Here is a 26,630-nt window from a genome sequence, read left to right on the forward strand (position 1 = left end):
TGATATGAACACGCAAAGGAAAACAGCACGCATTGTTTCACCCAGCAGATCGGCGGATATTTTATCCGAAGAGACCACCGCGATTGCCATTGAGACACTTGCCGGGCTTAACATTCACTGTGACTTTGCAGCGCATTATACGCACCAGGCGGTGACGAACACTCAGCTGATACAAGACAAAGCAAAAGATCTCAACGATGCCTATGCCGACCCCGAAGTGGCGCTCATTCTGAGTGCCATTGGTGGCCATAATGCCAACAGAATACTTGACCAGCTGGACTGGGAGACGATCCGAGCTCACCGCAAACCCCTGTGTGGCTACTCGGATATCACTGTGCTGCTCAATGCCATTTATGCCAAAACCGGTCAGGTGACTTATCTGGGACCCCATTTTTCTTCGTTCGGTATGCAGCGGGGCTTTGAATACACCCTCAGGCATTTTGAACGCGCGCTGTTCGAAGGGACTGAGTATGCCTTGGATGTTTCTGCTGCCTGGTCAGATGATCTTTGGTTTATCGATCAAACCAGACGCACCTTTTTCGACAACGCGGGACCCGTTATCGTCAACCAGGGAGCGTGTACAGGCACAATTTTGGGTGGTAACCTGTGTTCCTTTAACCTGTTACAGGGCACCCAGTATATGCCCGACTTGACAGGTGCCGTCTTGTTCTTAGAAGAAGACAACCTGCTTGGTGAGCTGACCCTGACAGAATTTGAACGCAATCTGCAATCTTTGTTGTCTCATCAGGGCGCTGAACGCATTCATGGTCTCATGCTAGGCCGGTTTCAAACAGACAGTAAAATCCAGCTCAACGACCTGATTGAATTGCTTAGCAGCTTTGAGCAACTTAACCACTGTCCGGTGGTATGTAACCTCGACTTTGGCCACACTACCCCCATCTTCACCGTGCCAATTGGCGGGCAATGTAAAGTCAATGCAATTGGAGAGACAGTCACAATAAAAGTGTCTTCGTGCGTTTCAGGCTCAACGGGATAAACGTATGTCGTATAGAACTATTTTCACGGATGAGGAACCGGTTTCACACACAGCACAGAGTCCAGCTTTGCCCTTATCTTTCTATGTGAAGTGGCTTAGGGCAGTTGGTCTGCTCATTTTACTGGGTTTTATTTCCAGCTATGTGATGCAGTTTTCATCTTTAACTGAAGTGCACCACTGGCACGCCGCTGTGTCCTTGTTGTGGATTGCAGGTATGCTCGTCCAGGTCACGCTTATTCACCAACAGCGCTTCATCTGCCATCGGGTTTTAGGATACTGGCTGCTGTGCATTTTGCTGGCCTTTATTGGCTCTACCCTGTGGCTTTATAGCACGGTATATCAGGCGCGCATTAATACCGCAGCCATTTTCCGGCTTGTGCTGAGCCTGGACCTGATGCTTTTTCCAGCCTTTATTGTATTCATGTGTAACGCTATTTTTCGTTCCAACTCGCCGCATGCACACGCCCACTGGATACTCCTGGCTGCCGTGATGCTGTTACCGCCAGGGCTGGGCCGCCTGATCCATGGTCTGTTTTTCTTCCCGCTTGATGCGCCGGTGCGGTTTTTTTACGAGCCGACGGTTGCGGTTACAGGGATCATTCTCTGGCAGATCGGCTGTGCCGAACATTGGCGCTACCGGAGCACCAAGGTGTGTTTGGTGCTCTTTATCACAGCTACTGTGGCAAGTTATGGCGTTGCGTATTTGTGTTAATACCAAGCTGACACCAAAACCGTTCAACCGCTTGTTTTTATTTAACAATACCTAGATATCTGATGCAGGTTGATGGCGCAAATCAAACCCTTTGAAAATCAGCCAAAGTGGCAGTAAGAACTCGAACAGTGCACCAGGTATATACATCCATGAACCGCCCAGGCTTATATCAAAGAAATCAAACAATACTTTCAGTAACAACATGACATAGCCCAGCAATCCGAGTGCTGACAACAAACGCGGGACCAGACGGTACTTAAACAGGGTAACGTTCAGCAAGAATCCAAATATGGCCAGCGCTATCATGCCCATCAGAAAGCTGAAGTAACGCTCCGTCTTTAGCGCACTGCCCATGATATATAACTGCTCGCTGCTTACAACTGAGCTCACTGCCAACTTATCTCCCATCGTAGCAAAGGTCATCAGGATCACGGCGCCGGAGATCAGCATCGCCGCTTCAATGACACGGCCAGCAATATAACCTATCGCCACCCGCTCACTGTATTGCTTAATCATGGGATAAAGCACAATGGCAATACCGACCACCGCCACACAGTTGACGAATTCAAGTAATGCTGCCAGCGCCAGCGTTGATTCATTTTGTGCAGCCTGCATAAGAAAATCGGGCAATCTCAGCAGTGGTGATAAGATTGAGTCCGCGTACATATACGAGCTGGTCGAGATGAGAAAGAGTAATCCGGCAATACGTGCCGCGAGTTGATGAGACATAGTTAAAACTCCCTTAGTGAAGGTGTCAGGCAATCTAAAATTTGTCAGTGCCTGTGGCTTAATGTGATAACGCCATTGTTCGGGAGGAGACTCTGGTTGTCGTTCGAATGGGCCCGTTCGAACTTTTTATTCATATAAGTTTTAGTTAGTTACAATACTTTTTTGTTTGCGATATTGAGTCGGGGTTAGTCCTGTGGCTTTTTTGAATGCCGTGTTGAAGGTTGATTTTGAATTAAACCCAACGTCAAACTGTATGGTCGACACCTGACTGTCTGTACTTTTCAGCAGTTTTTCAGCCTCCTCAATCCGGTAGCCATTCACAAACTGAAAGAAATTGGTTTGCAGCAATTGTGACAGGGTTTCAGAAATATGATTTTCACTGACGCCAATGGCACTGGCAAGTTTATTCAGTGACAAGTCTTCTTCCATAAACAGCTGATCGTCTTGCATTGCACTTTTCAGTTTGGCAGCAATACGCTGCATTCGATCCAAACTCACCGTTGTGGTGCGAGGCTGGAGCGCGCGGGGCTCTGCTTTATCTGAGGGTGCCAAAATCGCTTGATTAAGTGCAAGATAAGCGAATGCCAGTAATACACATGCCTCAAAAATGGGTAATATCACTCCCTGTCCGAACCAGCGCCAGCCAAAAAATACAGAGATATAGCTGATGGCATAACACAACCACACCAGCCCCCAGAGCAATAAAATGACGCCAAACCAATTGACAGAACGCGATTCAATCTCGGAAAAGCGCTCCATTAACTGTTGCCGGTGGCGGGAATGGAGCTTTAATGCGCTGAAAAAGTAAACGGCGGTGTAAAATACAAAGATCTGTGTTGCCGCAAAGCAGGAGAACAGCGCCAGTTTATAATGTTCGGGATTACGGGTTGCCGGGTTTGCAAGTGCCAGTTTTTCAGCAGAGCTAAGACCGGTGACAAACGGCAGCATCACGGCCATCACCAACACAGGACCTGACAGTGCCCACAGATAAGTGCGTGTCGAAAACTCTGGACTGGGAGACATGGTCGCACAGGCATAAAAATACAAAGCAGGCCCCAGCAACACGCGGATGGGAAATTGTGCACCCACCAGCCACGGAACATACTGATACGCACCTGAGTACACCACCAGCTCACCACTGACATGAATGATCAATAAGACCAGCAGCACTATCAGACAGGTCGTTTGCATTTGTCTGGGTTTATTGATTGCCTGCAGTAATGCCAGTGCCAGCATACCCAGCATAGTGGCGTAAATCAGTGTCCCCAGTACATCCATCTATTACTCTCCAGAAAAACACAGCACAGCTTACAAGTCGTTGTAGCCTTTAGATTGTTGGGCTTGTTCAGCCAATCGAAATGACTGCTTGTTATTATCGCTGTCGCTATTATCCGATAAAAGCTAATAAGCAACAACACCTTAGCTTATTGTGAAATGTAGGCATATTGAGACCCCTTAGCCCGATATTGGATGTTTTACGACTACGCTGTCCGTTTGTGAAGAAGGTACTCAGCCTTCACTTCCTTTTCACATAGTAAGTTGTTAAATTCACTCGACATTTATAGGCCCTTAGCATTATGGTGCAGGTTCATTTGCAACCAGGCTCGCGGGCAAAGTATGAGAGCCAGATAAGGAGAAAGTTGTGCTCAGAAGTCTTATTTTAATCGCCACTTGGTTCGTGTCCTGTTCAACCTATGCCACGACAGTTCAAACAGCGCATACAACAATAAAAGCGATGCTCGAAGCGCAGCAGCTGTCGGGGATCACCTGGACTATGGTGACTCAGGAACATATCACCACAGGAAGTGCAGGATACGCCAATATCGAACACGCTGATATTATGCAGCCAGACCAAAAGATGCATGTTGGATCAGTCACCAAAACCGTGCTGGCATTGGGAGTTTTACGGTTAATTTCAAAAGGACAACTTTCTCTCGAAACAAAAGTTCAGCCTTTGCTACCTCAGGTACGACTCAACAACCCGTGGCAAGGCAGTGCACCTGTGCGAGTTAAACACCTGCTCACACACACCGCTGGGCTGGACAATATTCGCATGTGGCAATTCCTAAGCAAGACCCCCACACCGGCTACGCCGCTGCTGCGCGCTTTCCCTGAACATAATAGTGACTTACTTGAGCTCAGAACTGAACCAGGCACTCAGTATTCTTACTCTAACATGGGTTATACACTTCTTGGTATGGTAATAGAAGCCGTTACTAATCAGCGATATGAAGCCTACCTGGACCAACATCTGCTTATTCCGCTGGGGATGCTCGACAGCAGCTTTGAATTTAGTGCTCAGCACAGCGACCCCAGACTCGCCATGGGATATCATGAAAACCAAGTCGCCCAGGCTGCCGTGCCCGTTTATACTCGGCCAGCAGGCCAGTTCACAACAACAGCGCCGGATATGGCTCGGTTTATTCAGTTTGTCATGGGCGAAGGAGTAATTGACGGGGAACAATTTGTGCACCCCGACTTGATGGGTAAACTGTTTGATTTTGGTGGCACAGATGCGGACAAAGCAGGCCTTAACATAGGCCGTGGTCTGGCATTTTCAAACCGAGACCGGTACGGTGTTGTCGGGCAATGTCACCCTGGAACCACATTTGGCTTTCGCGCCAACATTTGCCTGTTCCCAGAGCAAAAAAAAGGCTACTTTTATGCCATCAACACTGACAGTGAAAGCGCTGATTATGAGGCATTTAAGGCACTGTTTGTCGAACTTCTCGAGCTGGACCATAACGAAATTATCCCACCCGGCACCTCGCAAAATGACATGTCCGCCTTGACGGGCTTGTATGTGTTGTCACCTAATAATATGGCAGAATTCGAGTTCCTTGATAAAGTATTCGGCCCAGTCTGGGTCACAGCATCAGACAATCAGATAACGCTGCACTCGTTGCAGAGTGCTCCCCGAACACTACACCATATAAAAGATGATCTGTATCGGGATTCAGAAAGAACTCAGCCATCCCATGTGTTCTTTAGTAGCCCCGCAGGGGATGAGTTCTTTAGCAATGGTCTGAAAACCTTTAAAAAGGTCGGTGTAACTTCCATAGCACTGTACTGGCTTAGTCTGCTGCTCGGGCTGTGTGGATTTGTATATATTCTGGTGACAGCTCTGTTCAGGCTGGCCACACAACGCTTTGCCGGATTCAGGCGCCTGCAATGGAGTTTAATGAATTTGCTGGTGCTGGCTGTACCGATGGCACTGTTTCTCAGTCAGTCTTTTCTGGCTTTTGGTGACATCACTGTGGCAAGCATCTCATTGGCCTTAGTAACCATGTTTTTGCCTATCAGCCTGTTACATTCTCTATGGCGTTGTTACCAGCAGGGTTGGGGGGTCAAAGGCAGTATACGTGATGGCATATTTCTTATCTCGGCCATCCAGTTGTGCTGCGTGCTTGCAGCCTGGGGGCACTTGCCTGCAATATTCTGGCGATAACCAGAACCTGGGAAGTAAAGCCTGGACATCCAATCAATCATACCGACTAAATGTCGGTATGATTGACGATGTACAGCAGGTTTACTGACGTGTATCCACTTCAACTTTGCCGTCTTTAATCACCAGGGTGACGGTTTCCATCACCCGGATGTCTTCCAGAGGGTTGCCCGGCACGGCAATGATGTCGGCCAGTTTACCCGCCTCCAAAGAACCTAACTTGTCCTGCATTTTGAGCAAAGTTGCCGAATTAATGGTTGCGGCCTGTAGTGCTTGTAATTCGTTCATGCCAAATTTGACCATACGGCTAAACTGTTTGCCATTTTGACCATGAGGATAAACTCCACCATCGGAGCCAAATACCATGTTAACGCCGGCCTTCACGGCTTTGCTAAAGCTGGCACGCTGAGTACCACCCACTTTACGCTCTTTATCGAGGCTTTCTGGTAAGATACCGGCTTTTTCGCCTTCACTCAGGATATATTCGGTATTGTAAATATCCATAGAGAAGTAAGTACCATGCTTTTTGGCAAGCACAATGGCTTCATCATCCAAAAAGCTGACATGCTCCACCGAATCAACCCCGGCACGGATCGCAGACTTAATGCCATCAGTACCATGTGCGTGTGCAGCGACTGTTAGCCCGCGCAAGTGGACTTCTGCCACCAGCGCCTGCATCTCTTCAAAAGAATACTGTTGCGCCCCAACCTTCGTACCTTTAGACAGCACGCCTCCGGTTGCACAGAACTTGATGACATCGACCCCGTATTTGATGTTTTCGCGCACTTTTTGCCTGACCGCCCAGGGGCCATCGGCTACGCCCGCTGCTACCACCTTATGTTCATGAGTAAACAGGTTATTATCGCAATGCCCACCGGTGATCCCAAGCGCCGGGCCCGAAGCAAAGATCCGCGGTCCTGGCACATCACCGTCGTAAATTGCATCTCGTAGTGCCAGGTCGGCATAACCCGGTGCCCCCAGGTTGCGCACCGACGTAAACCCGGCAGCCAACGTACGTTTGGCATTGCGCACACCGGTAATTGCCGAGCGCGGGGCCGTGCGCTGCAGGCGTTTATAACCATGTACCTGTGCATCTCCGGTCAGGTGCACGTGCATATCGAATAAGCCTGGCAGCAAAGTGTGCCCGGCAAGGTCAATCACCGTTGCATCTTGCGGGTGTGCCTTACGATTGGTGCGTGACACCGAAACTATGGTGTTATCTTCAACCACCACAGTGGCCGGACGGATCAACTTACCGCTTTTTACATCCAGTGCAGCGTCCGCATTGAGTACCAAAGTATCGGCAAAAGCATTACCGCAGGCCATAAGCACAGCGGCACTGATCAGAGTTGTTTTCAACATATTCGCTTCTTTTTTGTAGTAATTAGTCTCCCCAGTCTAGCCACGGCAAGCTGACAAAGGCAACCAATGTGCGACTAAGTGTTCACCGTAAAAGTTTCGAACCTGCAGCCATGGTTATGCAACCTGCTCTGTTGGCGCTTGCAGCGCTGACTTTTGGATCAGGTAACGATTAAACAAGAACAAGGCGATGGCGGTCACTAAGGCAAGCGCACCGAACAATGCCCACATTAAATCGGGTCGGTTTTGCTGCTGTACCAAAGTGGCGTAGCTCCAGCCTGATAAAAACCCGGCAAACAGAAAACCCAGCGCCATAGAAACAAAATAGTAACCCATATATAAAGCCGCCTGAGATGGTGGCGCAATGCTGGCGACATATTCCTGGCTCTTCGGAGAGGTCAGCATTTCACCCAGTGCAATCAACAAGATCACGGTCACTATCAATGCCCCTCCTGTTGCGGTCAGCTCAGTGGCCATCAACCCAAACGCACCACACATCACCACTAATCCGGCGGTCAGAACATAAAATGGCTTGATCCGCTGACACAAGTAGCTGACCAGGATCTGTAGCAGTACAATGGCCGCAAAATCCAGGTTGATCAGATACTCAGGGTTGATCTGTCGATAAATCAAGAGATCGTTGGTAAGGTGCTGAAGCTGCGCGCTTGACAGCGTTACCGATGCCGACAATTGTGCCATCAGGGCGTTGAGTTCTGCGACTGGCACATTGACTTTGAGGTGTACCCACTGCAATCGCAGTGCTTCGGCGGCTGGCTGATTGCCTTCATGTAACTGAGTATGTAGTGCCTGAATTGCACTTTGCAGCTGGCTGCTATCAACATATGCAAAGAATGCGACTGCATCTTCGCCAAAAAAAGCAATAAAGTTCAGTAAGTCGCGGGTATCCACATAATCTCGAATAAACAAGGGCAAGGTGTAAAACAGCTGGTTATACACCGTCCAGAACCCGGCAATGATGGCCAGATAGAGTGCAAAACGCACATTGCTGATCCGCATTGGCTGTGCCCACCAGATTGTGTTTGCCTTCGTCACTTTGTGCGCAATGCGATCCCAGATCAGGTTCGTCACCAGCCACACTCCGATCAGCGTAAATGCCTGTCCGTAGCTTAGAACTTCAACGCCGGAGCACATCAACAGTACGACGGCAACCAATAAGGTCAGTGCAAAACGGCCGTTACCCAACACTGACTGCGCTTCGCGCAATACATTACCCAGCGGGGCTTTTTCGCGTTTAAGGCTGGGCGGGTCGCGGTAAAACCACAAAACTGGAATAAAATTGATCAGGATCCAGCAGGCCGACATCATAAACACTGCATCCCAGCTGATGGCCCTGAGTGCGCCTGCCAGTAAGGGACCCAAAAACCCGCCTATGTTCACCATAGTATAAAAAATGCCAAAACCCAGGCCACGATTGCTGTCATTGGTACTATGAGAAATCGTGCCGACGACAACCGGTTTAAAACACGCAGCTCCCAGCGCAACCAGGCTCAGCGCCGCAAAAAACGGCCAGAAACTTTGTGCCTGTCCCAGCAGATAATAACCGGGTGCCATAATGGCAAACGACAGTAAAAACATTTTCCGGTAGCCCAGCTGATCACCCAGCGCCCCCGTAAGCACAGGCAGCAGGTATAAAAAAAAGGGAATGATCCCCTGCACAGCGCCACGCTCCAGATCGGTAAAACCGACGCCCCCTTGTGCGCTGGGTGTGGTCATATATACAGACGAGACGGCGAAAAAGCCATACCAGGCTAACCGCTCGAATATTTCCATCAAATTTGCGACATAAAAAGCGCGGCTAAATCCCGCTTTTTGGGTATTCACAGTTTGCGCCCCGGCGCTGGACTGACCGGACGATGAGCTTATAGACATTGACTTAGATCCTATTGATTATTATTGTATACAATATACATAAAACACAAATAAGAGAAAGTCAAAATGTTACGCATGAGTTTAATTGCGCTGGCACTGCTGAGCGGATGTCAGTCGGCAGAAGGTCCGAGGCAGCAACTTATCACACCACAGTCTCACCTGCAGGCACAGTTCATCCCAAGCCCGGCCCAGATGCGCGTTGATATAAACGTTGCCGGCAGAGTCAGTACGTTGAAGCATATCGACATTGCTTATATAGGTAAGCAAATTCCGCGCACCTACAGCGAGGGCAAAATATCCAACAGTCGCGGCTATAACTGGTGGGTAAGCAAGCACTTTGCACTAAAAAGTGATCTGAGTGAGGACAAAGTGCGGCTGTATCTTGAGTTGCTTGAGATGTCTTATCCCCACTATGTAGAGCTGTTCGGTATGGCGCCTGCCAATATAGATAAGCAGCGAATTGCGGTGGTGTATGGCAGCTCTCGTGAACGGGTGCGTGAAGCCATGCTGGACGACGGTTTTCTGCGCGGCGTGCACAAAACGGCCGGCGGTGAAACCATGTACTATAACCGGGCCGGATATAGCTTCCCCAGCCACAGGCACCACCATCAGCGTTATATCGTGATCCACGAAACCATGCATGCCTTTCATATGGCGTTGAATGGCCACTCAACCTGGGCACCTAACTGGATCACAGAAGGCATGGCCGATGCCATTGCCAGTCATACTTATGACAGCGATAAAAAGCAGCTCAGAGTAATGGTGTTCGACCGTGCACCAATGAATTATCAGTCACTTGGGCTGGCGCAGTATTATGAGAATGCACAGCCCAGCTTTGAACAAATTAATGATGACCCACAATTACACCGTGGCCTTAACTTTTTTATTGTGCACTATTTGTTAAGCGATCCTCTACGTTATCAGTATTTTAAACGTTACCTGCGCACGCTGATGGCACTAAACCCGGACTCTGACGCCACTTTGCCCACTGCCAATAAATTACTCAAGCGCACCTTTGCTGACTGGCCACAGTTAGAGCGCGACTTTGCTCAGTTCGTAACATCAGCCCGGCCGAGCTTTCATATTGTGCGCGGGCCATGGGAGCAAAATGGTGCTGGCTACTGGTTGCGCAGCAATGACGACAAAAATCTGCAACGGCTGGACATTACCCCAACGGACAACGCTACTCATCCGGTCTTAGATTTTCCGGCGCCTGACCCCCACCCTGCCATTAATCCGCTTAGCAAAGAGTCATTCGCGGCTTTATTGTCACTGCAACCTGAACAAAGAACCCGGGGTGATATAGGTATCGGCTTGCTAACCAAACTTAGCAAAGACAGCCTTGCCCAACGTGCTGGATTGACTGAAAAAGCTGACTTTACTCAGGATCAGATGTTGCAAGTACTGCTTACAGATGGCACGCGACTATCCGTCATTGACACAACCAGCGGCACCACACAGGAAGTTGCACTCACGCCTTCAATTCTCAATAGTGTAGAGCAAACCCTGCAACTAGGCCTCAATGTGCGTACCACCAGTTCGGAGCTGGAAGTTGAGCTTAAATCAGCTGGCAACACACAAACCGTTACCTTTACACTGCCTGACAACGTATTGAATGCAATCAACTTTCAACACGTCGCCCTGCTGGGTCGCAACATGAATCATACGGTTACGCCTTATCTGTATGGCCATACCTATAAAGTACCAGAACTGGCATTGGCCACTGCTAACCCCTGGTACTTTGCAGGTGCAAATCTGGCACACAGAGCCTTCAATACCTGCGTCGCATTTTCGGCGCAACTCCCGAATTGTATGGCCACACTGGCCACTCATCTGGCAAAACAAACCGATCAGAGCCTGCACGGTGCACTGAGCGCAAACTTACAAAGCATACTCGAAAGTTGGCAACAACAGCTCTCTGATGACGCACTGTATTCGCTCAGCGGCATCGAACTGGCATTACGGTTTGACGGTGATGCGCCTTTTATTTCAGCACATAACCCCAGTCAGCAAACTGCCGAAGTTAAGCTTCAGAGCGGCAAAGCCTACTCTTTGCCGCCTGGTAGACACAAAATGCCGTTGTCGGTAACCCAGAATCAGGAAAACTACACGCTTAGCTGGCAAGGCCTAATGCAGACGGGCCAAATCACTTTGGAAAATCAGCGCTTTGATGGCGTGTATTTGAATGCCCAGCTTAACAAAGGCAACTCAGATCTGGAGATCAGTCTGACCGGACCCTATTCCGGCGACACCCATGGGAAACTGTCGGTACAGTTCCTTCCCTACCAAAGCCCGGCAGTTCAGCCTGCGCTTTGGGAGCAGGACATCAGCATTTCTCCCTATGAGAAAAAGCACTGGCAACCGTACTTACGCCAGTCTGAAGAGCTCAAAAACGGAGTACTGAAGGTCGTCGCTGTATTAGACGTAGACGGAGAGCCTATCAAACTGGTGGAAAGCTTTAAGCTCTAGAAAAGCCTGGGGTGCAGGTCAACATTATTTGCACCCTTTTTTACTTATTACTGGTGACGAGCTTGATTCTCGAGATGCCCTGCACTAAAGCGTAAGAGCTGAGCATTGGTCCTGACAAGCCAGTCTAATTTAAAACAAAGCAAGCAGGTAACCACGTCAAATACTTTGAGTTATCTCAACTCAGTTTGGCTTGTCGTTCACGCTTATTACACGCTGCCCATGCGCCAAGTACAATCGCTCCCCAGCCAACAGCGAAAAAGACCATATCTCGCCACAGCGGAAAGACTGAGTCATCTGCCGGCAAAACATATATGACAAGCAAATCAATCACCTCTACCACGATAATTGTCAATGCCGCTGACTTTACGAAAGTGCCTTTCAGATAGCCTGCCACAAGATAAGCAGTGAGCGTGTTGAAAAAGCCAATTATTAGCAGGAGGCCACCAATGACTAGCGGAGATCTAATAATGGCCTCATCCATTTCAGCTTCTGTAAAATTATTGGTATACATAAAGTCAAATACCGCTATCCAGAAGAAAACCTCTGCAATTGCATAAAAGAAGTAAACAAGTAGCGGAATAAAAATGAGCACTTTAAGCTCTCTGAAATCAATAAAACGGTTCATATCGCCCTTATTAAGCATAATAAGTACTTAGGTATCATACTGTTGGCTTCCTTATACATGTGAGTTTGGCAAACACGCGCAACATGACCGTTCCAAAGTTAGCAACATCATTATGTGGAACTTCACCCTAAACTACAACCGTGCTGCAGCGCAGAGAGAAATTCACACATGTTGAGCGAGTGGTCACCTCTCACTGTCAGGAGATGACTGAGGTGACTACTGTGCAAGCTGATAGCTATTGCCCAATTCATCCTGTAATACAAAAGCAATGCCGTCAACAGGCGTCATATCAAGCGACTCCGTCAGGATTCGGCTTGAAAACTGCCAGCCTTCAGGCAAGTTAAGCCGATCTCCTAAATGCGCCAAATCATCCATTTGCAATGAAGGGTCCGAAATACGGCTAAATGACTGCATCACATAAGTTTGCCCTGTGTTATCGGTAATTTCATAGATGCGTCGCCCTTTGTAAAAGTGCCAGGTATTGCTTCTTGAGACTTCTCCCGCTACATAAGGAACTTGCTCTCCCTGCGCGGTACTTATGTCAGCCGTCGTTAATAAGCGCATTTTTACATCGCCGAATTGACGAAACTGCGTGCTCGCGTCCAGCGTTATGATGTCTCCACCACGACTTTCATCAACCACGAAAAAGCGCGGACCGTTAGGAATGGCGCTCACTGCACCGTATTGTGCAGCAACGTCTTCAAAATCGATTGCATCCCACTGCGACTGCTGACACATATCAACACCCGGCGTCCCCCACACCTGCGCCACTACCCTGTCATCTTGCAGATAAGGCAATAGGATCTCACAGTAACGCATATTGTAGCTTGGCCCGCCAGTTACCAGCGGCGCTTGTGGCGTGGTTGTTTGCATAAAGCTTAAAAAGTGCAGTGCCAACTCCCCACCTACATCATCTTGAATAAAGTGACCAGCCTGAAAGCGCCTGTGCTCTGAGCCTTCAGCACCCGGTACATGGTTAATCCATTTGCGCTGATTGGCCTCACTACCTAGTCCTTTATCATATTCGCCACCATTAAACATAAACGGATTATGATAGGCGCCTAAAGTTTGCCATGCCGGTAACGTTTGCATCTCTATGCCAGAGAGCATGGATGGAAACGCGCGGATCGCAGCTTTATACTGCACATTTGGATAAGGCGCGTTGTAAGCTTTTACCTCCGCGTCACTCAACTCTATCGTCGAGAGCTTTTGCACCACATCACCCGCCATCAACTCTGGTACACTGGCCGCGTAATCAATCCACTGCTGAAACCCTTCAACACGATCGCGCGAACGTGTATCAAAAAATGTACTGGCATCCATTGTAAGCGCCGCGTCAATTTCAAAGCTAGGTAATTGATACGGGTTGCTACCGGTTGGAATAACTGGCATATCACCGTTTGCCACCACGATTCTGGCAAAACGCTCAGACATATCACCAGCTACTCTAAGCCCAATAAGGCTGCCCCAGTCTTGCACAAATAAATTAATGTCAGTGAGTTGCAGCTTGTTGATAAACGCCTTGGTCCACGACACATGGTGTTCATATTGATGTGCGGCAACATTGAGTGGCTTATCCGACTTACCCATCCCCATATTATCAAGCGCAACTACCCGATAACCAGCATCGGCCAAAATAGGGATCATTTTACGATATAGATAAGACCAACTTGGCTGGCCGTGCAACATCAGCACTACTTCGCCATCTTGTGGTCCTTCATCTACGTAGTGCAGTCTAAGCCCTTCTACTTCCAGGTAATGTGCAGCAAAGTCATAGCCCGGTAAATCGTCAAAGCAAGCATCCGGGGTAGTGACAAACTCAATCCCTTTAGAGGTGGTTGACGTAGTAATATCAGCCTGCAAACACGCGTCACTTAGTGGGCCGGAGGCTGGTTTTGTTTCCGTAGGCTTTGTTTCTGAGTGGGTGTCCTGAGTAACCGTTTCTTCTGCACTGCTTTGTTCATCGTCGCTATCGCTACATGCCACCAAAATGCTGCTTAACAGGCAGACCCCAATGGCCTTGCGCAAAGTGACAACGGTCTGCTTTAGCTTAAATTGTGTTGTTCGAGTGTTGTGGACCATCTTTGTTTTCCTTATGTATCAGATAACTATTGCTTATCGTGTTGAGGCATAGGAATATCACTGCAAACGGATGCAACGTAGCCGGTTGTGCGCAGATGGTGTAAAAGTCTGTCTCAATGGTGCTATGGCGGCATATCATCAGAATAAAATTGCCTGTACCATTTAATAACTCAATCACAGCCGGAACCCCGAGTGAATTCAGCGCATACAATACCGAGCCAAACCGGGCTTTATAACAAAAGACAAACTCAGGCCTGGATATTTTTACTGATCTGGCCGGGGCTCAATATCTTACTCTTATCCAGTGTGTTGCTACTGCTCGAGCAGTTCACGTTCCCTTTGTTTACACAGGTCGTCGTAAAAATATGGGGTGGGTTTTGTGCCGGTTATTTACTCTTTAACCTATTTGAATGGGTATGTGCGCCGTTTTTACCAGCCGGTGTTCGTCATAATACTTGGTTGTTCAGGCCTTTTTCCATTATCCTGCTGTACGCACTGATAGGGCCAATCGTCACGTTACCAAACGCAAATGCGGCCTCTCAGGTCTCATTTTTGCCCGTCATTATTATGTTGCTTGAGGCATTTGTTTACATCGCTGTCATGCTGATGTTCAAACAACAAGCGTATCACTTTCAGTCTCAGCTGCAGGCGCAAAAAGCAGAGTTACAAATGCTGAAGATGCAGTCTAACCCGCACTTTTTGTTTAACACCCTTAACCTGATCGCCAGTGAAGTGACTCAAGATCCGCACAAGGCAAAAGTGCTCATTTACGACCTCAGCGACCTACTGCGCCATACCATTCAACTTGCCCAACACCAATTTATAGCGCTGACACAGGAGCTCAAACTGGTCGAGCTTTATCTTGTTTTACAACAAAAAAGATTTGCGGACCGACTCACGTTTGATTTGGATTGCCCAATCGAATTTGACCAGCTATCGGTTCCATCTTTGCTGTTGTTACCCCTGGTTGAAAACGCCGTAAAGTATGGCATTGCCCCATATGCCCATACAGGCCATATCAGTATCATTGTTGAAGCCCAAGCCCATAGCCTGATAATTGAAGTACAAGATACAGGCGCGCCTTTTGAAGACACCCAAGTGATCTCAGGCGAAGGACTACGTATTACACAAGAAACCCTCGCACTGCACTATCAAAACGCCGCCACGTTTAAGCTTGTCTCGTCCGATGAAGGCACCAGCGCGTTTATCCAGTTGCCCAGATAAATAACCAGAGCCGAGTATGAATACCAAAACCGTGATCATTATTGACGACGAACAGGCAGCCAGACAGCACTTAAGGGATGTGATAACTGGCTTTGATGAGCTAGAAATTGTTGCAGAAGCAGCGGATGGTAAATCAGCCATTGAGCAGCTCATGCTCAAGCGCCCGGATATTGTCTTCCTTGATATCGAAATGCCCGAGCTCAATGGCTTTGATGTCGCCAGGGCAACGCAACATTTGACCTATCAGCTCATTTTTATGACGGCTTACGAACAATATGCGTTAAAAGCCTTTGATACCAACGCCATAGATTACTTAGTTAAACCAGCCAGGCCAGAGCTTATCGCCAAAAGCCTAGCTAAAATCGTTCGTCATCAAACACAAGTTCAGCCTCCGCGTTCATCTGCACGGCTGATCTTAAACGACCACGCAGCGCAAAAAATCGTTGAGTGTGAACATATCAACTTTATTGAAAGCATTGGCCGCTATCGACGAGTCCATTTAACCGAGCAAGGCGCCCGCAGTCACAACACAGACACCATAATTTCTGAGCAAACCCTCGACAGATTTTGCACTCAGCTACCCGAATCTCAGTTTTATCGGCTGCACCGCAGCTATATCATCAATGCCACACAGCTATTGGCACTCAAATACCATGCCCGAAAATACTTTGTGCGCCTAGCGGGAACCGATGCACAAATCCCTGTCTCACGCAGCTTTACCGGTACCTTGAAGGCGCGCATTGCTCAACGGGCACAACTTGAGGATTGAATGTTGGTTTGGGATGAGTGTTGTTGGCCGTCCAGTCGCTTACTCGAAATTTTTATTGGTAGGTTCAGAGATTGTCTGTTCGCGTATGGGCGGAGCATGGTTTTTTTCGCAACTGCGAAAATTATTTGAATAGGTATCCACCTTGCCACCTTTATTTGAGTGGGTGTCCACGTTTGCCTCATACAGCAAGCAGACTTATACCAGGAAAGAAAACGCGCACTAGCGCCAATCAAACAAACTGTTTCACTCACACCTGTATACCCGATACTTCTTAGTTGGGTTCGACTAGATCCCGGCTCGCACGCGGCCGGGATGACGGAGATGATTGTAAGGTTTTCTACAATAATCCACCACTGCGTGGTAATTAGGCCGCTCCCAGCCCACACGAACCCGGGGTGACGGAATTGCTATGAAATGACGAGGTTGCCTGCAAATAGGATGTGCTGTTTGTCTATTTCCCCTCCACTATGTTGAAAAAAACCGCAGTTAAGCTGATTTAGCGCAGGTTTTACTGCCTCTGCCCATTGAATTGCAGCTCTGATGGCCTTAGTATCGGGAAAAACAATAATAATAACTGTAACGTTTTGAGCTCTTTAAGCCGCTTTTTCTTACTTGAGGAAGAAACCCAATCGCCAAGCGACGTGCCTAACTGGCGTGTCAGTGCTCTGCGCATCATTTTGGTGACCGGGCTTTTATTATGCCTTGGGATCTTTATCAACAGCTTGCCCGCTGCGCTGGCATTTGAACTTGACTATGTGCTGGTACTGACGTCGGGCTTTACGCTTACTATAGGTGTGCTGCTCACTCTGAGTCGCAGCGCTTATCAGCTGTGTGCGCACTTGCTGATGATTGCCATAGTGGCGGCTGGAGTGGCCATCAAGTTATTTATTCCTCTGCTACCCCTTGCCCAGTTGGGCTCTATTTTTGTTTATATCACGCCAATTCTGGCATTACTGTTACTGGGTAAGCGCACTGCGATTTTTTACGCCGCACTGAATATCATTCCATTTTTATTAATAGTGCAGCAGGTTAACTTATCGGTTATCCCGCCCGGCGAGCGTATGCTGGTCGACGGCGATATTTATATCCACTTTTTGCTGTTTTTCTTTTTTAACTGTACCGTGCCGCTGGCAGTGTGGCGTACCAGTCTGGCCGCCAGCCGGTTGAATTTGCATATGGCCAGTAATAACGAGCTACTGGCCTCACAAAAGCAAATCTATCAACGCTTCTTTCAGAAATCTTTTCACGCCATTGTGTTAGTCGACCAGCAGTTTAATATCGTTGAAGCCAATGAAAAAGCGCGCACTTTGCTGGGGATCCAGACTCAACCCCTGCCCTGTAATTTTGTCCGCGTTACACAAGATGATCTGAGCCGGCTGCTTAACAACAGCGACCAGCATGAGGCCGACTTGAATATTTTCCACGTGGGTGAGCGCACCATAGAGCTGGCTTCGCGGGAATACCACTCCGAGCAATTGTGCGCCTGGTATCTCAATGATGTGTCTGATCAGCACCAGCTTCAGCAAGATCTGCTGGCCCTGGATGTTGCCCATCAGCAGGCTAAGTACTTTGATGCCAGAACCAACTTGCCTAATAAAACCTGGCTCACTGAACAGTTACAGGTGCATATTGATCGTGGCCAGCCATTTGCACTGCTGATCGCCGAAAACCTCAATAAGCACGTGCTTGATTACCTGATTGACGGCGAACTGCACAAGCATTTATACGGCCATATTAACCAGGTTGCAGAGCACGACCCCAGTTTGCTCGACCAAATTGCGTATATTGGCGCAGGACGCCTGGCGATCATTATCGAACCCGATGCGCCGGTACTGGAAGTTGCACAGCGCTGGCGTCAGCACCTGGATTTCTGGCTCAAGCTGGGACAACACCAGTTTCATGCCCGTTACGCCGTGGGGATTGCTACTTATCCGGAGCACGGCTATATCCCCGAGCGGTTATTAAAAAATGCCCAGCAGGCCTGTGAACTACGTGGCGCAGGCGATGATCTGGCCATATTTGATCATAGCACCCGACGCCAGACTCTGGCCCGCCACGAGATGGCCCTACTGCTTGAAAAGGCACTGGAGCATGATGAACTACAGATAGTTTTACAGAGCAAGCATGATAACACCCATTCGGTGATTGGCTACGAAGCGCTGGCGCGCTGGCACAGCCCCTTGTTGGGGTGGGTGTCCCCCGGTGAGTTTGTGCCCATTGCCGAGGAGTTTGGTCTGGTCAATCAGCTGACACAACGCATTTTGCATAAGGTCTGCCATACCTTGCAGAGCCATCCGGATATTCATGTGCCTATCGCCATCAACATCAGCTCCCGCGACATTGCCTGCGAGCAATTTGCCCGTAGCACTCTGTCTATTGTGCACAGCTATGGCCTGAGCCCGCGCATGTTCGAATTTGAATTAACCGAATACAGCTTTGCCGACGATCATAACCAGATCATGGAGGCACTAGATAAAATGGGCTTCAGCCTGAGTATTGATGATTTTGGGATTGGATACTCCAATATTGCGAGGGTGCTGGCCTCGCCCATTAAGCGCCTAAAGTTGGATCGCTCTTTGGTGACACAAATCACCTCAGATCAGAAACAACAGGCGCTGCTGCTGGGGATACTCACTATGTGCGACAACCTGGGCATTGCAGCGCTGGCAGAAGGCGTTGAGACTCAGGCGCAACTTAACAAGCTACTGGAGCTGGGGGTTAAAGAGTTTCAGGGCTACTGGTTCAGCCGCCCTGTGGCAGTTGAGCAAGTGCTAGCGAACACTTACGATGCACAGGCGACTTAGTCATTTGCCTGTGCCTCCAGCGCCATACACTGATATCTGAGCTCTCCAATAAACGCTCTGGCTGCAGGCCCGAGCGTATCCCCGTCTTTAAAGAGCAGATTAAGCTGGGCCTGGCGTGTGCGATTGTGCGTGAGTTGCAAGGGCACCAGTACGCCGCTATTGAGCTGCATGGTAATGGCACTTCTGGGCAGCCAGGCAAAACCCAGGCCCTGAGTGACCATATCCACCATAGTGCGCAAATGGCTGACCGTCCAACGCTGATCAGCCCCCAGCCAGCCGCTGTCAGTGCCTTTACCAAGTGCCGAGTCTCTGACCACGATTTGCCTGAATGACTTAAGGTCTTCCAACGTCAGCTCACGACCGAGCTGATGCAGCGCATGCTCCGGGTGAGCAACGGCCACAAATTCCACCAGACAGAGCTGCTCACTAAAGCCTTGCGGCAGCACCATAGGCGAAATGGCTATATCAACCTTGGTGTTTTGTAGCGCTTCAAATGACCCAGACAGGATAGACTCAACCAGTTCAATACGCAGTAATGGATAAGCCTGTGAGGTTGCCTCCAGTACCTTATAAAGCAGTGCCTGAGGAAAAACTTCATCCACCGCAATACGCAGATGGCTCTCTACCCCTTTTGCCAGGGTCTGGCCAACAGCCTCGACCTTTTCAGCTTCATCAAGCAGGTAGTTAGCACGGCGCAACATCATTTCACCCGCTTCCGTGAGACGGGTTTTACGCCCTTCCACCTGGAACAACTTGACGGATAGCGCTGTTTCAATTTTTTGCACTGCGGTATGGATGCTCGACTGGCTCTTGTGGATAGCCTTGGCAGCCTGATTAAACCCACCATGTTCTACCACAGCACGCAACATGCGCCACTGCTCAAGCGTGACTCTTAACATCTCACCTTCCTCGTCATTTGGCCACACTAGCCACTATACTTGTAACTATTCTAATCTATTCAATTACTTTTCTCTATTGATGTGCAATATGCTCGATTTTCAGAGCCACAGCTCTCAGCTCCAGTAAAGTAAAACTAAACAGCCTGCACTGGTTGTCATAATTTGGTCATCTAACAGGGATATGATGCGCCTGCTCTTAACCAGTATGTACTCTTATTGGTTACTTTGATTTTTGAACCTCCCTTGAGTATTTGCTGCACGGAGGCAGTAAGATTTCCCTTGGTGCTTTTGGCCCAACCAATAGCAAATCCATCTAGCCGGCAGAAGCCGGCTTTTTCTTTGTTTCTTTGCGTAAGTTAATGCCTAACCGGAATGATTATGAGTGGGTGTCCTTTGACTGGACTTTGACTGGATATCTTGCAAAGCTCTGTGCGAAGCTGGAGTTTTGAATGGGTGTCTTGCAAAGCTGTCTTCTTCCTCTTTGACTACTTTGATTGGGAGCCTCTTCGTCCTTTGACTGGGTGTCTTCCAAAGCTTCTTGCAAAGCTGGATGAGGCACAGGGCCTCATCCAGTGTCTGGCAGATTAACCTGCCGGGTAGATGTAGCTAGATTGCAGGCCCAGTGGAATGCTCAGGCCCCAGTATGCCAGCAGGAATAAGCTCCAGCCGACTAAAAAGGCGATAGAGTATGGCAGCATCAGTGCCAGTAACGTACCAATACCGGTGTCTTTTACATACTTCTGACAATATACCACCACCAGCGGGAAGTATGGCATCAGCGGGGTAATGATGTTTGAGCTTGAATCACCAACACGATACGCCGCCTGAGACAAGTCTGGAGAAATACCCAGTTGCATCAGCATAGGTACAAATATAGGACCTAGCAGTGCCCATTTAGCAGAGCTTGAACCCACAAACAGGTTTACAAAGGCAGTCAGGAAGATAATGCCAATCACAGTCACTGAACTTGGCAGTGCCATCGCTTTTAAGACCTCTGCGCCTTCAATGGCCAGTAAGGCCCCCAGATTCGACTTACTAAATGCCGCGATAAACAGCGCACAGAAGAAAGCCATAACAATATAGTAAGACATTGAGTTCATCGATTTACTCATTGCGTCTATCATGTCTTTTGAGGACTTAAAAGTGCCTACCATAAAGCCAAATACGGCACCCGGGATCCAGAACAGCAAGAAGATCAGCGGTACAATAGACTGCATCAGCGGAGCACTAAAGTCGGTCAGTGCACCACTTTCACTGCGTAGTGCTGAGTCTTCACCACTGGCTGCATAGATGAGTAAACCGATACCGGCAAGCATAACAGCCGAAGCGGCGTAAAATGCTGAGCGCTCTTTACCGGTGACTTCGTTAAACTCAGGTAGATCGTCGGTATCCCCGTCTACCTTAGTTGATGCCAGACGCGGTTCAATGATTTTATCGGTAATATACCAGCCGAGCAGAATAATAAAAACACTCGACGCCGAGGTGAAGAACCAGTTATTCAGCGGGTTAACTGAGATTTCGGGGTCGATGATCTGCGCCGCACTTTGTGTAAAACTCTGTAACAGAGGATCAATCCCAGAAGGGATGAAGTTCGCACTAAAGCCACCGCTTACGCCAGCAAACGCCGCGGCAATACCTGCCAGCGGGTGACGCCCCATAGCATAGAAGATAACGCCAGCCAGCGGGATCACCAGTACATAGCCCGCATCGGTTGCGGTGTGGCTGACTATTGCAATTAAGATAATGGATGGTGTCAGCAATGCCTGTGGTGTGCGCTTAAGCATCAGTTTCAGGCCAGCATTAATGTAACCCGAGTGCTCGGCTACACCGACACCCAGCATAGCAACCAGCACCACGCCCAGCGGTGCAAATCCAGTAAAGGTTTTAACCATTGAGGCCAAGAAACCTGCCAGAGAATCACCACTCAGCAGGTTATGAACAACAATCGCCTCACCGGTGCGCGGGTCGATGGCATCAAAGCTGACACCCGAGAGCATCCAGGATAGTAACCAGATCAGTAACATCGCACCGAGGAAGATCATAGCCGGATCGGGCAACTTGTTACCGACCCTTTCAATATTATTGAGGAATCGCATAACGAAGCTGGCGTCGTTATTTGCGTTTTTCGCTTGTTCCATAGTTAATCCCTAAAAAGAAAATTAGCCAACTTTAACTTAACAACCGTAACAATGCCAATTCATTTGTTCCTTTATCCATTACGTGGGTATTATTTATGCGTTTTTTGCGTTGACGCAAAGAATGCGTAATCTGGCTCAGCTACTATACTTGGCAAACTAGCCTGATTCTCAACAGGCTGTTCGTGTAATCCAATTTTGCTTTAACGAGACCGCTATGATCGAAATAGACAACGCCGTGCTTAAGGATATGAACCATGGATTTTGCCTGCCAGCAAAGCCAGAGCTATTGCAAAGCTTGCATCAGTTATTGCAACAACCAGAACCAGAGCTGGGTGAAATCGCAGCACTGATAGCAACAGATGTCGCAACCTCCGCCGCGGTACTCAAAGTCATTAATTCCTCAAGCTATGGTTTTTCCCGTACCATTACTGATATTCGCCAGGCCGTGATGTTTCTCGGGCTCAATAGCATCACCATGCTGGTCACAGGCTACCTGCTCAAGCAAGCTTTTGATCAGTCGAAGTGCTGTATCAAACTTGAACGATTCTGGGACAGTGCCCATGAAATTGCTGACGTGGCGACGCTGATAGGGAATAAAATAAAAAGCAAAGTCCCGGTCGAGAACCTCTATATGCTGGGCCTGTTTCACGATGCCGGTATACCTGCCATGGCCTTCAATTACCCGGATTATGTCGAAGTACTGGGCGCTGCAAACAGTAATTACGATAGAATGCTGGTGGAGTTCGAAGAAGAACGCTATCAGACCAACCACACTGTCATTGGCTACTACCTGGCAAATAGCTGGAACCTGCCCAAACCCATTTGTCAGCTTATCTTAAGGCACCACGATGTGACCTACCTTCAGGAAAAACGGACCGACGAAGAAATGCTGACGTTTTCTACCCTGAAAATGGCGGAAAACCTGGTCCACACCAATAAACGCTTTGTGGCCGCTCCGGACTGGCCCATCATGAAACAAAGCGTGCTGGATGCGCTCAATCTCGATGAGGACGATTATCAGGACCTCAAAGACGACACCGAAGAGTACTTCACCACCTGACCTGATTACACGTCCTGACAGGGCTTTTGACCCCCAACCTCATTAGCCCAGTCATTTTCCACTTGGCAAACGCTTTCAAATCGTTAACATGAGTGGCAAAAACAGAGGAACGACGTGTTGGAATCACTCTTTTCGAAACTTGGGAACCTGGGTCCCGGGATCCTGATGGCCACGGCTGCGGTCGGTGGCTCGCACCTGGTTGCGGCAACTCAGGCCGGTGCTTTATTTGGCTGGCAACTACTGTGGTTAGTGGTGGCGGTTAATCTGCTCAAGTATCCGTTTTTCCGTTTTGGTGTGGAATACACCCTGCACACAGGCAACAGCCTGGTCACCGGATATTACAATAAAAACCGCGCCCTGTTTTATCTCTTTGTGGCATTGAATGTCATTGCCGCAGTGGTGAACACCGCCGGTGTGCTGCTGCTCACAGCAGCCCTGTTGCAATATGCCCTGCCCTGGAGCCTCTCACTGACAACATTGTGCTATGCCCTGCTGTTTGTGTGTCTGGGGATCTTACTGTTTGGACATTACAAATTGCTCGACAAAGCCAGTAAAGGGATTATGGCAATATTGTGTGTAACGACACTGGCTGCTTTGTTGGTGGCCGTGTCTCAGGGTCAGGCTCATCCGTCACCTCAACCTGCGCCTTCCCCTTACTCGCTCGCTTTACTTGGCTTTATGGTGGCCCTGATGGGCTGGATGCCAGCCCCCATTGAAATATCGGCCATTAACTCACTGTGGTTAAAGGCCAAAACCCGCACTCAGTCGCTGAGCAAAGCACAAGGTTTGTTTGATTTTAATCTCGGCTACTTTTTAACTTTATTTCTGGCCGTGGTGTTCTTCTCTCTGGGTGTATTACTACAATACGGGCAGAGCCAGAAAATAGAACTCGCCGGGGTGGCCTTTTCTAAACAGCTGATTGATATGTATGCACTGACTTTGGGTGAGTGGGCCCGCTGGTTAATCGCCACCATTGCTTTCTTATGTATGTTTGGCACCACCATCACGGTACTGGATGGCTATGCCAGAACCCTGGACGATGCGGTGAAACTGATCAAACCGCACCAAAATAAGTCCAGCCTGTCTTTGTTTATTACGCTGCAGGCCATATTCGGCATGGTACTGGTGATATTCTTTAAAGCCAACCTGAAAGACATGCTGATGTTTGCCATGACGCTGGCGTTTCTGACTACACCGTTTTTTGCCTGGCTGAATTTCTCATTGATCTCGAAAGCGCTGTTTGCGCAGCAAAGTAAGCCGGTGCAATTGCTGACCTGGGCAGGCCTGAGCTATTTGATTGCCTTTGCGGTGTTATTTGTGGTGTGGCGCTGGATACTGTAAACGAAAAAAGGCGGTGTTATACCGCCTTTTTCGAAGGAAAGTTATACCCCTGGCTAAGCTCCTAACTGCTTAAGACGCTCCCAGATGGTCACCACATGGTGCTTGTCTTCTTCGTTAAGCTCGCCATCACGATACGCCTTCACCAGGCTTGCCTCGACTTTAGCATTGAGCTCATCCACTGACAGGGTCAGCTCCTCAACCTGAGCATAGCCAACCGCCAGGTCGAAATGACCGCGTAAGTAGCCACCAGCAAACAGCTCGTCATCGCTTGCTCTATCTACTAATTCATCAAAAAACTGCTGCGCAGCTTCTATATACGCTTGAAGTGACATTCTGTCTCCTAAATTAAATCCTGATGCCCGACGGCATACATTACATGGTCATTATACCCTGTCACTACTTTGATGTAGCCACTCAGTTCATTGTCCAGTTCCTGATCGCCCGTATCTGCTATCAAAGGGCGACCATTGAGTGCCTGCAACTTAGTCTTAGTTGCAACCACGATGATATTGTCTTTGCCAATCTGGCGGATCAAAGCCGGGCTGAGCTGCTGATTGCCGCGACCAAATATATGGCCCTGTCCGCCTATCAGGGTGATCACCAATTTTGTCGGTGCTTGTGAAGCAGCATCCAGCAGCTGTTGCGCCGTCAGGTCACTGCCCAGCAGAGTGTGGTCTCGGATCAAATCGACACCGAGTAAGGTGTTATCCAGGCCCAGCTCTTCCATAATGGCGGCCACCGTTGAGCCCGAACCCATAATATACTGCTCATGCTCTTCCATTTCTGAAATTACATACGCAGCGATATCCGCCAGCACCAGTTCATCGCTTTCTTTACCACCATTTTTTACGCTTTGTACATAACGCAACTCGCTGGGCACCTGCATTTCACCATAACGTTTGGCACGCACTGTTCCGGCCCGAAAAGCACTTTCATCTATGTCCATCACATCGGCGTCGTCTATGGTTACCAGCTCCCCTTTAATGAGCATTTCTACTACCCGACCGGCGGCTTTGGGGGTGATTGCATATACGCCACTGTGGATCTTACAACCGGCAGGTACGCCCAGCACAGGGGCTTCGCTACCAATAGCGGCACAGATGTTGCGCGCGGTGCCATCACCACCGGCAAACAGCAGCAGGTCGACTTTGGCATCGGCCAACAGTTTGGCCGCCTGCTCGGTGTCCTGTGGCGTACTCGGTGTGCCACAGGTCATCACAATCTGAGTAGAAAAACCGTGCTCAATCGCCAGGTCTTCCCCCATTTCACCGCTTACCGTATAGACTTCAATGATGTCCCGATAAGGCTGCAATAGCGCCAGGGCCTGCGCTGTGCGGCTGTGTGCCTTGGGCTCAGCCCCAAGCGAGCGGGCAAGCTCAGCGGTTTCGCTGCCATCGCTGCCCTTCAGTGCCACTGCACCACCTAACCCGGCAACCGGGTTCACGATTAATCCAAGTTTAAACTGCATCTGCGAACTCCTGTGGACAGTGCCAATCAAACTGGCCAGCATTGAGTGGCCAGGGGGTCGAATAAAACTGAGATAAAGCTTCTAACAGCGCTTCGGTTCGGGCATTGAACCCGCAGGTTAGCATTTCCAGCACCTGCGCATGAACGCGACGCTGAAAAGCAAAGCGGCATGTCGGCTCGCCATTTAAATTATCAACAGAGACATTAAAGGCAAACCCGGCTGCAGCGCTCAGTGCCCACTCAATGGCCTGAGGTTTGACTTCCACCTGCTCAAATGCCAGCTGCTGATCTTGGCTGCGTCCATCCGGGCAATACCAGTAACCGTAATCCTCCAGCTCCCGACGGGCTTTACCAGCCACCAGCCAGTGCGCAATTTCGTGCATCGCGCTGGCATAAAAACCGTGTGCAAAAACAATGCGGTGGTAATCACACCGCGCATCCGCTGGCAGATAAATGGGTTCATCGGTACCTGCGACCAGTTTGGTATTGTACGTAGGATAAAATAAGGCGTTAAATATCGAGATCAGATCGTCAATGTGGTGCATACAACTCGCAGGTGGCCCTCTAATCGATTTATGGCCGCAGATTGTACGGATTTTTAGGGGGAAAGTAAAAACCCG

The 26,630-nt window shown here is 49.0% G+C and carries 20 protein-coding genes; 9 read left to right on the forward strand and 11 right to left on the reverse strand.

Annotation, left to right across the window (positions count from 1 at the left end):
- The first annotated feature begins 4 nt into the window (after window positions 1-4).
- Together MHN33_RS01155 and MHN33_RS01160 are read left to right on the forward strand one after the other, a co-directional pair.
- Window positions 5-997, forward strand: a complete 993-nt coding sequence (locus MHN33_RS01155) for a S66 peptidase family protein (RefSeq protein WP_239393321.1) — start codon at window positions 5-7, stop codon at window positions 995-997.
- 4 nt (window positions 998-1,001) lie between these two features.
- Window positions 1,002-1,709: a hypothetical protein gene (locus MHN33_RS01160; RefSeq protein ID WP_239393322.1), complete on the forward strand. Its 708-nt coding sequence runs from the start codon at window positions 1,002-1,004 to the stop codon at window positions 1,707-1,709.
- A 51-nt stretch (window positions 1,710-1,760) separates the two neighbouring features.
- Here MHN33_RS01160 and MHN33_RS01165 read toward each other — a convergent pair whose 3' ends face one another.
- Window positions 1,761-2,438, reverse strand: coding sequence for a DUF4386 domain-containing protein (locus tag MHN33_RS01165; protein ID WP_239393323.1), 678 nt, complete (start codon window positions 2,436-2,438; stop codon window positions 1,761-1,763).
- Between the two features lie 141 nt (window positions 2,439-2,579).
- Window positions 2,580-3,716, reverse strand: coding sequence for an AraC family transcriptional regulator (locus MHN33_RS01170; RefSeq protein ID WP_239393324.1), 1,137 nt, complete (start codon window positions 3,714-3,716; stop codon window positions 2,580-2,582).
- 364 nt (window positions 3,717-4,080) lie between these two features.
- On the opposite strand from MHN33_RS01170, the gene MHN33_RS01175 reads away from it, so the two are divergent.
- A complete protein-coding gene (locus tag MHN33_RS01175; protein ID WP_239393325.1) occupies window positions 4,081-5,886 on the forward strand; it encodes a serine hydrolase domain-containing protein in 1,806 nt (601 codons plus the stop codon).
- A gap of 81 nt (window positions 5,887-5,967) precedes the next feature.
- Here the strand turns inward: MHN33_RS01175 and MHN33_RS01180 are convergent, their stop codons facing one another.
- Window positions 5,968-7,245, reverse strand: a complete 1,278-nt coding sequence (locus tag MHN33_RS01180; protein WP_239393326.1) for an amidohydrolase family protein — start codon at window positions 7,243-7,245, stop codon at window positions 5,968-5,970.
- A 114-nt stretch (window positions 7,246-7,359) separates the two neighbouring features.
- Complete coding sequence (locus MHN33_RS01185; RefSeq protein WP_239394979.1) at window positions 7,360-9,033, reverse strand: MFS transporter; 1,674 nt, start codon at window positions 9,031-9,033, stop codon at window positions 7,360-7,362.
- Window positions 9,034-9,198: 165 nt separating this feature from the next.
- On the opposite strand from MHN33_RS01185, the gene MHN33_RS01190 reads away from it, so the two are divergent.
- Window positions 9,199-11,601, forward strand: a complete 2,403-nt coding sequence (locus MHN33_RS01190) for a hypothetical protein (protein WP_239393327.1) — start codon at window positions 9,199-9,201, stop codon at window positions 11,599-11,601.
- Between the two features lie 175 nt (window positions 11,602-11,776).
- Here the strand turns inward: MHN33_RS01190 and MHN33_RS01195 are convergent, their stop codons facing one another.
- Both MHN33_RS01195 and MHN33_RS01200 read right to left on the reverse strand, forming a co-directional pair.
- Window positions 11,777-12,244, reverse strand: a complete 468-nt coding sequence (locus tag MHN33_RS01195; protein ID WP_239393328.1) for a hypothetical protein — start codon at window positions 12,242-12,244, stop codon at window positions 11,777-11,779.
- Window positions 12,245-12,442: 198 nt separating this feature from the next.
- Window positions 12,443-14,308, reverse strand: a complete 1,866-nt coding sequence (locus tag MHN33_RS01200) for a haloalkane dehalogenase (protein WP_239393329.1) — start codon at window positions 14,306-14,308, stop codon at window positions 12,443-12,445.
- 192 nt (window positions 14,309-14,500) lie between these two features.
- Here MHN33_RS01200 and MHN33_RS23985 point away from each other — a divergent pair, with 192 nt between their 5' ends.
- From MHN33_RS23985 to MHN33_RS01215, 3 genes are all read left to right on the forward strand, one after another.
- On the forward strand, window positions 14,501-15,532 hold the full coding sequence (locus tag MHN33_RS23985; RefSeq protein ID WP_239393330.1) for a histidine kinase: 1,032 nt from the start codon (window positions 14,501-14,503) through the stop codon (window positions 15,530-15,532).
- A 16-nt stretch (window positions 15,533-15,548) separates the two neighbouring features.
- Window positions 15,549-16,301 carry a response regulator transcription factor gene (locus MHN33_RS01210; protein ID WP_239393331.1) on the forward strand — a complete coding sequence of 251 codons (753 nt, stop codon included), beginning with the start codon at window positions 15,549-15,551 and terminating at the stop codon, window positions 16,299-16,301.
- A 584-nt stretch (window positions 16,302-16,885) separates the two neighbouring features.
- Window positions 16,886-19,105, forward strand: coding sequence for an EAL domain-containing protein (locus MHN33_RS01215; protein ID WP_239393332.1), 2,220 nt, complete (start codon window positions 16,886-16,888; stop codon window positions 19,103-19,105).
- Here MHN33_RS01215 and MHN33_RS01220 read toward each other — a convergent pair.
- A complete protein-coding gene (locus tag MHN33_RS01220; RefSeq protein WP_239393333.1) occupies window positions 19,102-20,004 on the reverse strand; it encodes a LysR family transcriptional regulator in 903 nt (300 codons plus the stop codon). The genes MHN33_RS01215 and MHN33_RS01220 overlap by 4 nt on opposite strands.
- Before the next feature lie 584 nt (window positions 20,005-20,588).
- Complete coding sequence (locus tag MHN33_RS01225) at window positions 20,589-22,142, reverse strand: AbgT family transporter (protein WP_239393334.1); 1,554 nt, start codon at window positions 22,140-22,142, stop codon at window positions 20,589-20,591.
- Between the two features lie 214 nt (window positions 22,143-22,356).
- On the opposite strand from MHN33_RS01225, the gene MHN33_RS01230 reads away from it, so the two are divergent.
- Window positions 22,357-23,202, forward strand: a complete 846-nt coding sequence (locus MHN33_RS01230; protein WP_239393335.1) for an HDOD domain-containing protein — start codon at window positions 22,357-22,359, stop codon at window positions 23,200-23,202.
- A gap of 165 nt (window positions 23,203-23,367) precedes the next feature.
- Window positions 23,368-24,543: a divalent metal cation transporter gene (locus MHN33_RS01235; protein WP_239394981.1), complete on the forward strand. Its 1,176-nt coding sequence runs from the start codon at window positions 23,368-23,370 to the stop codon at window positions 24,541-24,543.
- Window positions 24,544-24,596: 53 nt separating this feature from the next.
- On the opposite strand, the gene MHN33_RS01240 is transcribed toward MHN33_RS01235, so the two are convergent.
- The 3 genes from MHN33_RS01240 to MHN33_RS01250 are packed head-to-tail and all read right to left on the reverse strand — an operon-like array spanning window position 24,597 to window position 26,555.
- Entirely contained in the window at window positions 24,597-24,875 is a 279-nt protein-coding gene (locus MHN33_RS01240; RefSeq protein WP_239393343.1) for a YfcL family protein, read from the reverse strand.
- 8 nt (window positions 24,876-24,883) lie between these two features.
- A complete protein-coding gene (locus MHN33_RS01245; RefSeq protein WP_239393353.1) occupies window positions 24,884-26,011 on the reverse strand; it encodes an ATP-NAD kinase family protein in 1,128 nt (375 codons plus the stop codon).
- Window positions 26,001-26,555, reverse strand: a complete 555-nt coding sequence (locus MHN33_RS01250; RefSeq protein WP_239393358.1) for an elongation factor P hydroxylase — start codon at window positions 26,553-26,555, stop codon at window positions 26,001-26,003. Before MHN33_RS01250 ends, MHN33_RS01245 begins: the two co-directional genes overlap by 11 nt.
- Window positions 26,556-26,630: the final 75 nt, after the last annotated feature.

Origin of the sequence: Pseudoalteromonas sp. OOF1S-7, from assembly GCF_022347765.1 — a bacterium.
Taxonomy (GTDB): Bacteria; Pseudomonadota; Gammaproteobacteria; order Enterobacterales; family Alteromonadaceae; genus Pseudoalteromonas.